Source organism: Streptomyces albireticuli (genome assembly GCF_002192455.1).
GTDB classification, from domain to species: domain Bacteria; phylum Actinomycetota; class Actinomycetes; order Streptomycetales; family Streptomycetaceae; genus Streptomyces; species Streptomyces albireticuli_B.
Window position 1 is genome coordinate 5,694,988 of record NZ_CP021744.1, and the last position, 13,942, is coordinate 5,708,929.

At 74.1% G+C, this 13,942-nt stretch carries 16 protein-coding genes; 12 read left to right on the forward strand and 4 right to left on the reverse strand.

From position 1 onward, the window contains the following. Positions 1–96: 96 nt before the first annotated feature. The gene (locus SMD11_RS35965) at positions 97–267 is read right to left on the reverse strand and encodes a hypothetical protein (RefSeq protein ID WP_199843943.1); all 171 of its coding nucleotides are present in this window, start codon (positions 265–267) and stop codon (positions 97–99) included. A 254-nt stretch (positions 268–521) separates the two neighbouring features. Here SMD11_RS35965 and SMD11_RS24640 point away from each other — a divergent pair, with 254 nt between their 5' ends. The 4 genes from SMD11_RS24640 to SMD11_RS24655 all read left to right on the forward strand — a co-directional run bounded on the left by SMD11_RS24640 (position 522) and on the right by SMD11_RS24655 (position 4,631). Further along, entirely contained in the window at positions 522–1,841 is a 1,320-nt protein-coding gene (locus tag SMD11_RS24640; RefSeq protein WP_087928516.1) for an NYN domain-containing protein, read from the forward strand. A gap of 228 nt (positions 1,842–2,069) precedes the next feature. Then, positions 2,070–3,044 (forward strand): ABC transporter ATP-binding protein, encoded by a 975-nt coding sequence (locus SMD11_RS24645; RefSeq protein WP_087928517.1) that lies wholly within the window; start codon positions 2,070–2,072, stop codon positions 3,042–3,044. Between the two features lie 49 nt (positions 3,045–3,093). Then, on the forward strand, positions 3,094–3,948 hold the full coding sequence (locus SMD11_RS24650; protein ID WP_418952475.1) for an ABC transporter permease: 855 nt from the start codon (positions 3,094–3,096) through the stop codon (positions 3,946–3,948). 59 nt (positions 3,949–4,007) lie between these two features. Continuing rightward, entirely contained in the window at positions 4,008–4,631 is a 624-nt protein-coding gene (locus SMD11_RS24655) for a hypothetical protein (RefSeq protein ID WP_087928519.1), read from the forward strand. Between the two features lie 184 nt (positions 4,632–4,815). Here SMD11_RS24655 and ybaK read toward each other — a convergent pair whose 3' ends face one another. From ybaK to SMD11_RS24670, 3 genes are all read right to left on the reverse strand, one after another. Next, on the reverse strand, positions 4,816–5,313 hold the full coding sequence (ybaK, locus tag SMD11_RS24660; RefSeq protein WP_087928520.1) for a Cys-tRNA(Pro) deacylase: 498 nt from the start codon (positions 5,311–5,313) through the stop codon (positions 4,816–4,818). Between the two features lie 20 nt (positions 5,314–5,333). Beyond that, entirely contained in the window at positions 5,334–6,071 is a 738-nt protein-coding gene (locus SMD11_RS24665) for an LON peptidase substrate-binding domain-containing protein (RefSeq protein ID WP_087928521.1), read from the reverse strand. Positions 6,072–6,332: 261 nt separating this feature from the next. Further along, the gene (locus SMD11_RS24670; protein WP_087928522.1) at positions 6,333–7,934 is read right to left on the reverse strand and encodes an oxidoreductase; all 1,602 of its coding nucleotides are present in this window, start codon (positions 7,932–7,934) and stop codon (positions 6,333–6,335) included. Between the two features lie 164 nt (positions 7,935–8,098). Between SMD11_RS24670 and hisD the strand changes: the two genes are divergently transcribed. From hisD to hisF, 8 genes are read left to right on the forward strand one after another with little or no spacing between them, the layout of a single operon-like run. After that, positions 8,099–9,448, forward strand: a complete 1,350-nt coding sequence (hisD, locus tag SMD11_RS24675) for a histidinol dehydrogenase (RefSeq protein WP_418952476.1) — start codon at positions 8,099–8,101, stop codon at positions 9,446–9,448. A gap of 46 nt (positions 9,449–9,494) precedes the next feature. Next, positions 9,495–10,577 carry a histidinol-phosphate transaminase gene (locus SMD11_RS24680; RefSeq protein ID WP_087928523.1) on the forward strand — a complete coding sequence of 361 codons (1,083 nt, stop codon included), beginning with the start codon at positions 9,495–9,497 and terminating at the stop codon, positions 10,575–10,577. Next, complete coding sequence (gene hisB / locus SMD11_RS24685) at positions 10,574–11,167, forward strand: imidazoleglycerol-phosphate dehydratase HisB (protein ID WP_087928524.1); 594 nt, start codon at positions 10,574–10,576, stop codon at positions 11,165–11,167. The genes SMD11_RS24680 and hisB overlap by 4 nt, the downstream gene beginning before the upstream one ends. Then, entirely contained in the window at positions 11,164–11,331 is a 168-nt protein-coding gene (locus tag SMD11_RS35970) for a hypothetical protein (RefSeq protein ID WP_199843944.1), read from the forward strand. The genes hisB and SMD11_RS35970 overlap by 4 nt, the downstream gene beginning before the upstream one ends. After that, a complete protein-coding gene (gene hisH / locus SMD11_RS24690; RefSeq protein ID WP_087930714.1) occupies positions 11,328–11,969 on the forward strand; it encodes an imidazole glycerol phosphate synthase subunit HisH in 642 nt (213 codons plus the stop codon). The genes SMD11_RS35970 and hisH overlap by 4 nt, the downstream gene beginning before the upstream one ends. Positions 11,970–11,977: 8 nt before the next feature. Beyond that, complete coding sequence (gene priA, locus SMD11_RS24695) at positions 11,978–12,703, forward strand: bifunctional 1-(5-phosphoribosyl)-5-((5-phosphoribosylamino)methylideneamino)imidazole-4-carboxamide isomerase/phosphoribosylanthranilate isomerase PriA (protein WP_087930715.1); 726 nt, start codon at positions 11,978–11,980, stop codon at positions 12,701–12,703. Then, entirely contained in the window at positions 12,700–13,107 is a 408-nt protein-coding gene (locus SMD11_RS24700; protein WP_087928525.1) for a RidA family protein, read from the forward strand. Before priA ends, SMD11_RS24700 begins: the two co-directional genes overlap by 4 nt. Further along, entirely contained in the window at positions 13,104–13,859 is a 756-nt protein-coding gene (hisF, locus tag SMD11_RS24705) for an imidazole glycerol phosphate synthase subunit HisF (protein WP_087928526.1), read from the forward strand. Before SMD11_RS24700 ends, hisF begins: the two co-directional genes overlap by 4 nt. The last annotated feature ends 83 nt before the right edge of the window (positions 13,860–13,942 follow it).

Here is a 13,942-nt window from a genome sequence, read left to right on the forward strand (position 1 = left end):
CCCGCGCCGGGATCCGCCGGACTCCGGTGCCCCCCTACGACCGAGGGGCGCGCCCGCATCAGCGGGACGCGCCCCTCAGGTGCGCCAAGGCGCCGGTCAGTTGTGGCCGAAGCGCTTCTGGCGGCCCTTGCGGGCCATGTCGCCCGGGGTGACCTGCTGCGCCCGCTGCTCCGCCTGGGACTCCAGCGAGGAGCTCTTGGCCTGCTGCGCCCCGCGTTCGGCCACACTCTGCGACTGTGGCGTCTTCCGGTTCTTGTTCTTGGCCATGCTGCCGTGCCTCCACCTCGGGATGACCCCCTCGGCTCACCCTCGCACGCATCTCCGAACAGTGCATTTCGGGTAATTACCGTGCGTGATAGGTGCACTTACCGTCCCGGGGCCGTATCCGCCACGCCGAAGATCCAGTTCGGACTGATAACCCCCGCACGGTCGGGCAGACTCCAAGGAAAGCCAAGGAAAACCAGGGCACGACCGTGCCGGGGGGCGACCGCACTTCTGGACTGACAGAAAGAGGGTGGAACGTGGACCGCTGCGTCGTCCTGGTGGACGCCGGCTATCTGCTGGGCGCCGCCGCGAGCCTGCTGGCCGGGGAGCCCGCCCGGTCCCGCATCACCGTGGACCACGCGACCCTCATCCAAGGGCTGCGCGAACGCGCCGAGGCCGAGACCGAACAGCCCCTGCTGAGGATCTACTGGTTCGACGGCGCCCCCGACCGGGTGCCCCAGCCCGAGCACCGCCGGCTGCGCGTCATGCCCCGGGTGACCGTCCGGCTGGGCGCCCTGACCCGCAGCGACGGCCGCTGGGCGCAGAAGGGCGTCGACGCCGCCATGCACGCCGAGCTCACCGAGCTCGCCCGTAACCGCGCGTGCTCGGACATCGTCCTCGTCACCGGCGACGGCGACCTCCTGCCGGGCCTGATGTCCGCCAAGGAACACGGCGTCGCCGTCCACCTCTGGGCCGTCCAGGCCGCCGACGGCGACTACAACCAGTCCGAGGACCTCGTCGCGGAGGCCGACGAGCGCCGCGTCCTGGACCGCACCTGGATCACCCGGGCCGTCCGGGCCAAGGAACTCACCGGCATCTGCGCCCCGCCCCCCGCGCCCCGCCCCGAGATCGCCGCCATCCTCTCGGCCCCGCTCCCGGAGACCGCCGCGGCCGCGGCGGCCGCCGCCGCGAGCCGCGCGGCCGACACCCGCCCGCCCGAGCGCAACGGCACCGCCCGCCCCACGGCCCCCGCCCCCTGCCCCGACGGCGAGCGCGGCCACCAGGAGAGCCCCGAGACCCCGGCCGCCCGCGGCGTCCCCACCCCGAAGGACCTGGCCGGCCTCGGCCGCGGCCCCGTCGGCCAGCCCGCGGCCGCCGCCGGCCACACCTCCCCGTCCCAGAACTCCTCGGCCTCCGGTCTGGCCCCCAACGCCACCCTGCGCTGGTCCTCCGACAAGGGCTGGGTCGAGCGCGGCGCCGGCACCGGGCTCGGGGAACCGCCCGAAACCGCCTCGCTCCCCATGCTCGCCCAGCTCACCAGCGCCGAACAGCGCTGGGCGGACCGGGAGGAGGACATCACCACCGTCGGCGGTGACCCCTTCGAGGTCGGCCAGGTCTTCGCCCGCCGCTGGACGGAGCGGCTCACCGACTCCGTCCACCTCCAGCACCTGTCCACCGAATACCCCCGCATCCCGCACCGCATCGACGGCGAGCTGCTGCGCTACGCCGCCCGCTTCGGGCTCCTCGCCCACAAGGACGACCAGATCGACGAGCACGACCGCTACGCGATCCGGGCCGGCTTCTGGCGCGAGATCGACTCCCGCACCGCCGCCGAGCACGCCCCGGCGGGCGACTGACCCGCGGCCGGGGCATGACCGCCCCGCCCGGTGACCTCGCTCCCCGCGCCCCCGTCCCCGCGTCCCCGCCCCCGGGAACAAGGGGACGGCGGCTTTTCCGGACGCCATTCCCGGCCACGGTGTGCCCCGGGGCAAGGCCGGACCGCCGAGCGCGTACCCTCATAGCTCGTGAGGACGGGCGCGAAACAGGCGGAACGGGGCTCCCCGGGGCGGACGGCGGACGACACGGTGTGCACCGTGCGCGGCCTCGTGAAGACCTACCCCGCCGCGCGCGGGCGCCGCGGCACGCCCGGCACCGCCGCCGTGCGGGCCAGCGACGGCATCGACCTGGAGATCCGGCGCGGCGAGATCTTCGGCCTGCTCGGCCCCAACGGCGCCGGCAAGTCCACGCTCGTCCGCCAGCTCACCGGTCTGCTCCGCCCCGACGAGGGCACCGTCGACCTGCTCGGCCACGACCTCGTGCGGCACCCCGAGCGCGCCTCCCGGCTCGTCGGCTACCTCGGCCAGGAGTCCACCGCCCTCGACGAGCTGACCGTCTCCCTCGCCGCCGAGACCACCGGCCGGCTGCGCGGCCTGGACCTGCGCGCCGCCCGCGCCGAGCGTGACGCCGTCATCGACGAGCTGGGCCTCGGCGCGATCGCCGGCCGCCCGCTGCGCAAGCTCTCCGGCGGTCAGCGCCGGCTCGCCTGCTTCGCCGCCACGCTCGTCGGCGACCGTCCCGTGCTCGTCCTGGACGAGCCGACCTCCGGCATGGACCCGGTGGCCCGCCGGTCCGTCTGGGCCGCCGTCGACCGCCGGCGCGCCGAGCGCGGCGCGACGGTGCTGCTCGTCACCCACAACGTCATCGAGGCCGAGACCGTCCTCGACCGGGTCGCGGTGCTGGAGCGCGGCCGGATCATCGCCTGCGACACCCCCGCCGGCCTCAAGGAGCTCGTCGGCGACGAGGTGCGCGTCGAGCTCGTCTGGCGGGACGAACCACCCCTGCACGTACCCGAGGTCGCGGCCCTGCGCGAGGCCGCGCAGGGCTCCGGCCGCCACTGGCTGCTGCGGCTCGCCCCGGCCGAGGCCCGCGCCGCCGTCGCCGCCGTGACCGGCGGCCCCGCCTTCGCCGCGCTGGACGACTTCACCCTCGCCACCCCGAGCCTGGAGGACGTCTACCTCGCGCTGGGCGGCCGCCGCACGGAGGGGCTGGTGAAGGGATGAGCGCCCGCGACGACAGGCGTCGGTCCGTACCGAAGAGGAGCACCGCGGCGTGACTGCTGTATCCGCAGAAGCGGCACCCAGGCAGACCCGGGTCCAGGGCGGCGAACGCCAGGACCGGGCCGGCGCCGGCCACCCGTCCGGCGACGGAGCAGCCGTGCTCGCGCCGCGGGCGCGGCTGCTGCCCGCGCTCGACGCCGTCTACCGGGCCCAGCTGTCCCGGGCCCGGGTGGCGCGGATCCCGCTGCTGTTCGTGGCCACCTTCCAGTCCGTCGGCATCATGATCCTGATGCGCGGCGTGGTGGACGGTGGCGACGAGGCGCGGTCCGTGGTGGCCGGCTCCAGCGTGCTGGTCGTGGCGTTCGTCGCCCTCAACCTCCTCGCCCAGTACTTCGGGCAGCTGCGCGCGAGCGGCGGCCTCGACCACTACGCGACGCTGCCGGTGCCGCCCGCCGCCGTGGTGCTCGGCGCGGCCGGCGCGTACGCCTCCTTCACCGTGCCCGGAACAGCCGTCACCGCCGTGCTGGGCAGCGTGCTGTTCAAGCTGCCGGTGGCGCACCTGTGGGTGCTGGCCGCGGTGATCCCGCTGTCCGGCGCCGCCCTCGCCGGGCTGGGCGCCGCGCTCGGCCTGCTCGCGCCCCGGCAGGAACTGGCGACCCTGCTGGGCCAGCTGGGCATGTCGGCGGCGCTGCTGCTCGGCGTGCTGCCCGCCGCCCACCTGCCCGCCCCGCTCGTCCTCGCGCGCGACCTGCTGCCCTCCACCTACGGCGTGGAGGCCCTGGCCCGCAGCTTCGACGCCCGTCCCGACTGGCTGCTGATCGCCGCCGACCTGGGTGTGTGCGCCGCCGTCGGCGTGGTGTCCCTGGCCGTCGCCACCTGGGCCTACCGGCGGGCGGCCGTACGGTGACGCGCCGGACCGGCCGTCCTGCCGTCGGGGACGCGCCGGACACCTGGCACGATGACAGGGTGACCGCACCCCTGACCCCGCACGACCAGCCACCGTCCGAACAGCCCGTCGGCCTCGCCGTGGCCGGACGGACCCCCGAGGAGGCCGCCGAGCGCCGCGAGGAGCTGCGGCAGGGCGCGGTCGTCGCCGCCGCGGTCGCGGTGGCCGGGCTGCCGCTGGGGGCGCTGTGGGCCTGGCTGGCGCCCCGGGTGCCGCTGATCTCGGACGGCAAGGCCGTCTACCTCAAGAGCACCGAGGGCGAGCAGGCGATCGGCGCGGACGGCACGTTCGCGCTGCTGGCGCTGGGCTTCGGTGTGCTGAGCGCCGTCGTCGTCTTCCTCGTCCGCCGCCGGGGCGGTATCCCGCTGGTCGTCGGGCTGGCGGCGGGCTCGCTGCTCGGCGCGCTGATCGGCTGGCGGCTGGGCGTCTGGCTCGGCCCGGCCTCCGACGTGGTCGCGGCCGCGAAGTCCGTGGGCAAGGGCGTCGTCTTCGACGCCCCCCTCAAGCTGGCGGCCAAGGGCGTCCTGCTGGCCTGGCCGCTGGCGGCCATGGCCGTGCACCTCGTGCTGACCGCCGCCTTCGGCCCCCGCGACCCGGAACCCGGACCGCAGTGGTCCGGGCCCGGGGAGCCGACGGCCGGCTAGGCCGCGGCGGCCCGCTGTCAGGCGGGCCGGCGGCCGTGGTTGGCCCGGCCCTTCTTCAGGCGCCAGCGGCGCTTACGGGTGCGCTTCGACATGGGCGTCCCCTCCCTGCGGGCGCGCGGACCGCTGCCCGCCCCTCGGTCGTAGCCGAGACGGCGCGAGGAGTCCAGCCCCTCGGGCGGGGCGCTCAGGCGCGGGCGATCGGCGCGACCACCGCACCGGTGAGCGCCGCGAGATCGGCGGGGGCGAGCTCGACCTCCAGCCCCCGGCGGCCCGCCGAGACACAGACGGTCGGGTGGGCGTCCGCCGAGGAGTCCAGCGCGGTCGGCAGCCGCTTGCGCTGCCCGAGCGGCGAGATGCCGCCGCGCACGTAGCCGGTGGTGCGCTCGGCCGCCGCCGGGTCGGCCATCGCCGCCCGCTTCCCGCCGACCGCGGCCGCCAGCGCCTTGAGGTCGAGCGAGCCGGACACGGGCACGACGGCGACGGTCAGCGCGCCGTCCACCTCGGCCACCAGGGTCTTGAAGATCTGCCCGGGGTTACGGCCGAGCGCCCGCGCGGCCTCCTCGCCGTAGGAGGCGACGGCCGGGTCGTGGTCGTAGGCGTGCACCGTGAAGGCGGCACCGGCCTGCTCCAGGGCGACGATCGCCGGCGTGGAGCCGGACTGCCGCTTCTTGGACTTCTTCACGGGCGTCCTCCCGGTCGGGCTCAGTTGGGGCAGGTCGGCCGCTGGGTGAGACCGACGGCCGGCAGCGACGGGAGCTTACCGATCAGCGCCGTCTCCGCCCGCAGCACCCTCAGCTCCTCCGCCAGCCGGCTCGCCGTGTCCGGCGCCTGGAGCAGCCGCTGCCGGGCCGGGGTGTCGAGCATCGCCGCCGCGGCGACCACGTAGGACAGCACGGACGGCTCGCCCGGCAGCTCCGCCCGGCCCGCCAGCGTGCTCTCCGCCGCCCCCGCCAGCCGCTTCTGGTACGCCCGGAACGCCCGGACCACCCCGGAGGCGAGCGCGCCCGCGCCCTCGCCCCGCTCCTCCTCCAGGTACTCCACCTCACCCGTCAGGTACGGGCCGGAGGTGTCGAGGGACAGCAGCCGGAAGCGGGTGGTGCCGGTGGCGAGGACCTCGTACGTGCCGTCGGGCCGCTCCCGGACGGTGGCCGCGTCGGCGGCGCACCCCACGGAGTAGAAGGACGCCAGCGGGTCGGCGCCGAAGCCGGACGCGGGGCCCGGCTCCGGGAGGGAGCCCGTCGGCAGGCCCGGCAGGGTGGGGGCGACCTCGTGGCCGTCCCGGATGGCGACGACGCCGAAGCGGCGCGGCGCCTCCTCGGGCAGCGCGTCCAGGTCGCGCATCATCGCGCGGTAGCGCTGCTCGAAGACGTTCAGGGGCAGGAGGAGGCCCGGGAACAGCACCGAGTTCAGCGGGAAGATCGGAAGGCGCGCGGTGGTCACAGCGGGTAAGCCTAATGGCCTGGGCGGCCGGCCGGTCCGGAGTTTCCTTCCCGGTGGCCGGGGGTGCCGCTGCGCGGGGCCTTCCCCACCCCGCCCCTTCCCGAACCGGGGCTCCGCCCCGGACCCCGGTCCTCAAGCTCCCCCAGCTACCGCTGGGAGGTGCCCCCGGACGGGCTGAAAATCAGCCCGTCCGGCGCTTGAGGACATTCGGGAAGGGGCGGGGCCGGGGAAAACGCCCCGCGCAGCGGCCGAGCGAACCGCTCACTGCCGCCGCAGCACCCGCGACGCCCCCGCCGCCACCGTCGTCGCCAGCACCCAGCCCAGCAGGATCAGCGCGCTCACCACCCACTGGGCCGCCCCCGTCGGGCGCCAGGACGTGCCCTGGCCCAGGTCGATGACGGGCACCAGCAGGTCGAGGGCGTACAGCTCGGGGTTCCACTGCGGGCCCTCGCCCTCCTTGAGGGGAGGCACCGGCCGCCAGGTGAAATAGACGGCGGCCGCCGCCCAGAGCACCGCCATCCAGACGGCGGCCCGCCCGGGGCGGTAGCCGTACGCGACCGTCCAGTCCTGGAGATAGCCCCACGCCTTGCCGGCCAGCGGCAGCGTCTCGCGGCGGCGCCGCTGCTTGGCCAGCTGCACCGCCCGCGCGTCCGCGTCCTCGCCGCTGTCGCGCAGGACGCCCGCCAGGCGTTCGTAGGGCTCCGGGGCGTACTCGGGGGTGGCGGCGGCCACCCACTCCAGCCGGGTGGCGAGCGGGAAGTGGCCCAGCGGTATCAGGTTCTCGTAGAAGAAACCGGCCATGACCAGGCCGCCCGGCCCCGGCCAGCTGTCGGCCCGGTCGACGAGGTTGACCACCCGCGCCCCCGAGAGCACCACCCGCCCCCGCGCCAGCCACTCCCCGAGGAAGCGCAGCTCGGGCGTCTGCACCCGGCGCAGCGACAGCTCCTGGTCCGCCTCCATCGAGAACCGGGCCTGGCTGAGGTCCACCGCGTCGCCGAACCGGCCGTCGTCCAGCCGGGCGCCGCCCTGACACTGGAAGTGCTGCACGCGGGTGCCCTGCTCGGGGGTGTTGGTGACGCCGTACGGGGGAGTGGCGCCGGCGGCGAAGGCGGCGCCGCTGATCCAGGCGCCCGTCAGATACAGGGTCCGCTCCACCGTCAGCTGCGGGGCGTTCAGCGCGCGCCGGCCGTAGGGGTTGCTGAGCGTGCTGCCGCGCAGGCTGAGCGAGGCCCCTATCTGCGCGCCGCGCATGCTCAGCTCGCCGTACGAGCGCATCATCTCGGCCTGGAGGTCCTGGCCGACCGTCATCCCGTCGGCCGCCACCGAGACCCCGCGCCGGTCCCGGCGCACCACCAGCTGGTTGAGCAGCAGGTCCGTGCCGATGTGGGCGTCCGTCAGCCGGATGCCGGCGCGCACCGCACAGCGCGGCAGGTGCAGATCGCCCTCCGTCCGCAGCCGGGCCGCCTCCAGCCGGGGCAGGGCGCAGCCGACCAGCCGCAGCGTGGTGAAGTGGCTCTCCGGCAGCAGGACCTGGTGGTCGAAGCGGCAGTTGTGCATCTCGACGTAGGGCACGACCGTGCCGCCGGACAGGTCGAGGGTGCCGGTGATCCGCGCGCCGTTGAGCTTGAGGGCCGCGACCCGGCCCGGCCGGGCGGGCGGCCCCTCCAGCAGCAGCAGGGCCACCACCTGGGCGCGCACGCTCCGCTCGGGGCCCCACGCGTGCGGTCCGCCCGGGTCGTTCCGCTCGGGCTCCGGGGTGCGCAGATCGTGGGTGCTGCCGGTGCGGAAGGCCTGCCACATGCCCCACTCGGCGGTGGTCAGATCCAGGCCGGCGGGCGGCTCCCCGCCCTGTGACTCGGTCACGGACCGTACCCCCTCCCGTCCCGTCAACCCCTCGGTACCAGCCTCATTCCCATTCGTGTGACCGGTTGAACACTCATAGTAAGAATCGGATATCACTCGTTGGCACGTATCACTGAGTGGTACGGGGAGCCGTGCGCCGGGACGGGTCTGAGACAATTGGCGGTGTGATCTCCCGAATCGATCTGCGCGGCACCGCCTCCGCCTCGGCTCCTGGTTCCTCCTGGAGTGAGGCCGGCATCGACCGCGATCTGCTGCCCCGAGCCGAACTCGACGTCGAGGCCGCCCTGGAGAAGGTGCGGCCCATCTGCGAGGACGTGCATCATCGTGGCACCGCGGCCTTGATCGATTACGCGGAGCGGTTCGACGGCGTCACCATCGACCGGGTCCGGGTCCCCGCCGAGGCGATCACCCGTGCCCTGGCCGAGCTCGACCCCGCCGTGCGCGCCGCGCTGGAGGAGTCCATCCGCCGCGCCCGCATCGTCCACCGCGAGCAGCGGCGCACCGACAAGACCGTCCAGGTCGTGCCCGGCGGCACGGTCACCGAGCGCTGGGTGCCCGTCCAGCGCGTCGGCCTCTACGTCCCGGGCGGCCGGTCCGTCTACCCCTCGTCCGTGATCATGAACGTGGTGCCGGCCCAGGAGGCGGGCGTCGGCTCCATGGCCGTCTCCTCCCCGCCCCAGGCCGACTTCGGCGGCCTGCCGCACCCCACGATCCTGGCCGCCTGCGCGCTGCTGGGCATCGACGAGGTCTACGCCGCCGGTGGCGCCCAGGCCGTCGCCATGTTCGCCTACGGCACCGAGGAGTGCCGCCCGGTCAACATGGTCACCGGCCCCGGCAACATCTGGGTCGCCGCCGCCAAGCGGCTGCTCAAGGGCCGCATCGGCATCGACGCCGAGGCCGGCCCCACCGAGATCGCCATCCTCGCCGACGCCACCGCCGACCCCGTGCACGTCGCCGCCGACCTCATCAGCCAGGCCGAGCACGACCCGCTGGCCGCCGCCGTCCTCGTCACCGACTCCGAGGACCTCGCGCACGCGGTGGAGAAGGAGCTGGAGACCCAGGTCGCCCTGACCCGGCACGTCGAGGACCGGATCGCCCCCGCGCTCGGCGGCCGCCAGTCCGGCATCGTCCTGGTCGACTCCGTCGACCACGGCCTCGCCGTCGTCGACGCCTACGGCGCCGAGCACCTGGAGATCCAGACCGCCGACGCCGCGGCCGTCGCCGCCCGGGTGCAGAACGCCGGCGCGATCTTCGTCGGCCCCTACGCCCCCGTCTCGCTCGGCGACTACGCGGCCGGCTCCAACCACGTGCTGCCCACCGGCGGCTGCGCCTGCCACTCCTCCGGCCTCTCCGTCCAGTCCTTCCTGCGCGGCATCCACGTCGTGGACTACACCAGGGAAGCCCTGGCCGAGGTCGCGGGCCACGTGGTGACCCTCGCCGAGGCCGAGGACCTGCCGGCGCACGGCGCCGCGGTCAAGGCACGGTTCGACTGGAAGGTTCCGGACGGCAAGTGACGCACGAGACCCGTAACACCCCCGAGTCCCCTGGGACGAACTCCCCATCCGGGACGAACTCCGCGGCAAGTCCCCGTACGGCGCCCCGCAGCTCGACGTGCCCGTACGCCTCAACACCAACGAGAACCCCTACCCGCTCCCCGAGCCCCTCGTCGCCCGTATCGCCGAGCGCGTCGCCGAGGCCGCCCGGAACCTCAACCGCTACCCCGACCGGGACGCGGTCGAGCTCCGCACCGAGCTGGCCAAGTACCTCACCCGCACCGCCGGGCACGAGGTCACCATGCGCCACGTCTGGGCGGCCAACGGCTCCAACGAGGTCCTCCAGCAACTGCTCCAGACCTTCGGCGGACCCGGCCGCACGGCCATCGGCTTCGAGCCCTCGTACTCGATGCACGCCCTGATCTCCCGCGGCACCGGCACCGGCTGGATCTCCGGCCCCCGCCGGGACGACTTCACCATCGACGTGGCGGCCGCCGAGCGCGCCATCGCCGAGCACCGGCCGAACGTCGTCTTCATCTGCTCGCCCAACAACCCCACGGGCACCGCCGTCGAGGCCGACACCGTCCTGCGGCTCCACGACGCCGCCCAGGCGGCCAGGCCCTCCCTGGTCGTCGTCGACGAGGCCTACGGCGAGTTCAGCCACCGCCCCTCGCTGCTCCCGCTGATCGAGGGCCGGCCGAACCTCGTCGTCTCCCGCACCATGTCCAAGGCCTTCGGCGCGGCCGGACTCCGCCTCGGCTACCTCGCGGCGGCCCCCGCCGTCGTCGACGCCGTCCAGCTCGTCCGCCTGCCGTACCACCTGTCGGCCGTCACCCAGGCCACGGCCCTCGCCGCCCTGGAGCACACCGACACCCTGCTCGGCTACGTCGAACAGCTCAAGACCGAACGCGACCGCCTCGTCACCGAGCTGCGCGCCAGGGGATGCGAGGTGACGGACTCCGACGCCAACTTCGTCCAGTTCGGCCGCTTCGCGGACAGCCACGCCACCTGGCGGGCCATCCTCGACCACGGCGTGCTGGTACGGGACAACGGCGTACCGGGATGGCTGCGGGTCACCGCGGGCACCCCCGCCGAGAACGACGCGTTCCTGGACGCGGTCCGCGCAGTGATGAAGGAGAACCAGCGATGACCCGCGTCGGGCGCGTCGAGCGCACCACGAAGGAGACATCCGTCCTCGTCGAGATCGACCTCGACGGCACCGGGCAGGTCGACGTGTCGACCGGGGTCGGATTCTTCGACCACATGCTCGACCAGCTGGGCCGCCACGGCCTCTTCGACCTCACCGTCAAGACCGACGGCGACCTGCACATCGACACCCACCACACCATCGAGGACACCGCCCTCGCGCTCGGCGCCGCCTTCCGGCAGGCGCTCGGCGACAAGGTGGGCATCTACCGCTTCGGCAACTGCACGGTCCCGCTGGACGAGTCCCTCGCGCAGGTCACCGTCGACCTCTCCGGCCGCCCCTACCTCGTGCACACCGAGCCCGAGAACATGGCGCCGATGATCGGCACGTACGACACCACGATGACCCGCCACATCCTGGAGTCCTTCGTCGCGCAGGCCCAGATCGCCCTGCACGTCCACGTGCCCTACGGCCGCAACGCCCACCACATCGTCGAGTGCCAGTTCAAGGCCCTCGCCCGGGCGCTGCGCTACGCCTGCGAACACGACCGGCGCGCCGCCGGAATTCTTCCCTCGACGAAGGGCGCCCTGTGAACGGCCTCTCCACCACCCTGATCGTCGTCGGCCTCTTCCTGGTCGGCGGCATCATCTCCTTCGCCAAGCAGGGCATGCCCAAGAGCATCATCGTGCTGCTCGGCATAGGCGCCACCATGTGCCTGTCCGCCGGCCTGCTGCGCGTCGAGGGGCTGTGGTCATGAGCAACCGCAAGAAGGTCGTCGTCTTCGACTACGGCTTCGGCAACGTCCGCTCCGCCGAGCGCGCCCTCGCCCACGTCGGCGCCGACGTCGAGATCACCCGCGACTACGACAAGGCCATGACCGCCGACGGCCTGCTCGTCCCCGGCGTCGGCGCCTTCGACGCCTGCATGCGCGGGCTGCGCGCCGCCCGCGGCGACTGGATCGTCGGCCGCCGGCTCTCCGGCGGGCGCCCCGTCATGGGCATCTGCGTCGGCATGCAGATCCTCTTCGAGCGCGGCATCGAGCACGGCGTCGAGACCGAGGGCCTCGACGAGTGGCCCGGCACGGTCGAGCCGCTCAAGGCCCCCGTCGTCCCGCACATGGGCTGGAACACCGTCACCCCCGCCGAGGACTCCCGGCTCTTCGCCGGCCTCGACGCCGGCACCCGCTACTACTTCGTGCACTCCTACGCCGTGCGCGAGTGGGGCTTCGAGATCACCGCGGACCACATCCGCCCGCCCCAGGTCACCTGGGCCACGCACGGCGAGCCCTTCATCGCCGCCGTCGAGAACGGGCCGCTGTCCGCCACCCAGTTCCACCCCGAGAAGTCCGGCGACGCCGGCGCCCAGCTGCTGACCAACTGGATCGAGACCCTGTGAGCCCCCAGATGCCGAAGCTCGAACTGCTCCCCGCCGTCGACGTCCGCGACGGCCAGGCCGTCCGCCTCGTCCACGGCGAGTCCGGCTCCGAGACGTCCTACGGCGATCCGATGTCCGCGGCCCTCGCCTGGCAGCGGTCCGGCGCCGAGTGGCTGCACCTGGTCGACCTCGACGCCGCCTTCGGCACCGGCGACAACCGCGCCCAGGTCGCCGAGGTCGTCCGCTCCATGGACATCAAGGTCGAGCTCTCCGGCGGCATCCGCGACGACGCCTCGCTCGCCGCCGCCCTCGCCACCGGCTGCACCCGCGTCAACCTCGGCACCGCCGCCCTGGAGACCCCCGAGTGGGTCGCCAAGGTCATCGCCGAGCACGGCGACCGCATCGCCGTCGGCCTCGACGTCCGCGGCACCACCCTGCGCGGCCGCGGCTGGACCCGCGACGGCGGCGACCTCTACGAGACCCTCGCCCGCCTCGACGCCGAGGGCTGCGCCCGCTACGTCGTCACCGACATCGCCAAGGACGGCACCCTCCAGGGTCCCAACCTGGAGCTCCTGAAGAACGTCTGCGCCGTCACCGACCGGCCGGTCGTCGCCTCCGGCGGCGTCTCCTCCCTTGACGATCTGCGGGCGATCGCCACGCTGGTACCGGAGGGCGTGGAAGGCGCCATCGTCGGCAAGGCCCTCTACGCCAAGGCGTTCACCCTGGAAGAAGCCCTGGAGGCTGTGTCCGTATGACCGATTCCCCCGCACCGCGGCGCGTACAGTCAGACAGCTCCTGGGAGGAGACGATCGGCTTCGCACGCGCCGTGGCGGCGGGGGACACGGTCCTCGTCGCCGGCACCATGCCGCTGGCCGGCGGCGTCCTGCACGGCGAGGGCGACCCCTACGAGCAGACGCTCGCCGCCTTCGGCAACGCCCTCGCCGCCCTGGGCGAGTTCGGCCTCGGCGCCGCCGACGTCATCCGCACCCGTATGTACCTCACCCACGCGCGCGACGTGGACGCGGTCGGCCGCGCCCACCACGAGCTCTTCGACGCGGTACGCCCCGCGGCGACCCTGGTCGTCGTCTCCGGCTTCGTCGACTCGCGCGTCCTGGTCGAGGTAGAAGTAGAAGCTTTCAGAGGAGCAACGAACACATGACCCTGGCGGTCCGAGTCATCCCCTGCCTGGACGTGGACAACGGCCGGGTCGTCAAGGGCGTCAACTTCCAGAACCTCCGTGACGCCGGCGACCCCGTCGAGATGGCCAAGGTCTACGGGCAGGAGGGCGCCGACGAACTGACCTTTCTGGACATCACCGCCTCCTCCGGTAACCGCGAGACCACCTACGACGTGGTGCGCCGCACCGCCGAGCAGGTCTTCATCCCGCTGACCGTGGGCGGCGGCGTCCGCGCCGCGACCGACGTCGACAAGCTGCTGCGGGCCGGCGCGGACAAGGTCGGCGTCAACACCGCGGCCATCGAGCGCCCCGAGCTCATCCAGGAGATCGCGGAGCGCTTCGGCCGCCAGGTGCTGGTCCTCTCCGTCGACGCCCGCCGCACCGCCTCCGGGAGCTTCGAGGTCACCACCCACGGCGGGCGCCGCGGCACCGGCCTGGACGCGGTGGAGTGGGCGCACCGCGCGGCCGAACTGGGCGCCGGCGAGATCCTGCTGAACTCCATGGACGCCGACGGCACCAAGGACGGCTACGACACGGAGATGATCCGGGCCGTGCGTGAGCACGTCTCCGTCCCGGTGATCGCCAGCGGTGGCGCGGGCCGCCTGGAGCACTTCGCGCCGGCGGTCGAGGCGGGCGCGGACGCGGTCCTGGCCGCCTCCGTCTTCCACTTCGGCGACCTCCGGATCACGGACGTGAAGAACACCCTCCGCGAGGCCGGCCACCCGGTCCGCTGACGACTGCTCCCGGGCTCCGCCCCGGGCCCGGGCCTTCTCACACGCCGGCCGGGCTGAAGATCAGCCCGGCCGGTGTTCGAGGC

Bases quoted from the DNA above. Each gene is read 5' to 3' on its own strand.
- SMD11_RS35965 (WP_199843943.1), bottom strand. From the start codon at position 267: ATGGCCAAGAACAAGAACCGGAAGACGCCACAGTCGCAGAGTGTGGCC.
- hisB (WP_087928524.1), top strand. From the start codon at position 10,574: ATGACCCGCGTCGGGCGCGTCGAGCGCACCACGAAGGAGACATCCGTC.
- hisH (WP_087930714.1), top strand. From the start codon at position 11,328: ATGAGCAACCGCAAGAAGGTCGTCGTCTTCGACTACGGCTTCGGCAAC.
- priA (WP_087930715.1), top strand. From the start codon at position 11,978: ATGCCGAAGCTCGAACTGCTCCCCGCCGTCGACGTCCGCGACGGCCAG.
- SMD11_RS24700 (WP_087928525.1), top strand. From the start codon at position 12,700: ATGACCGATTCCCCCGCACCGCGGCGCGTACAGTCAGACAGCTCCTGG.
- hisF (WP_087928526.1), top strand. From the start codon at position 13,104: ATGACCCTGGCGGTCCGAGTCATCCCCTGCCTGGACGTGGACAACGGC.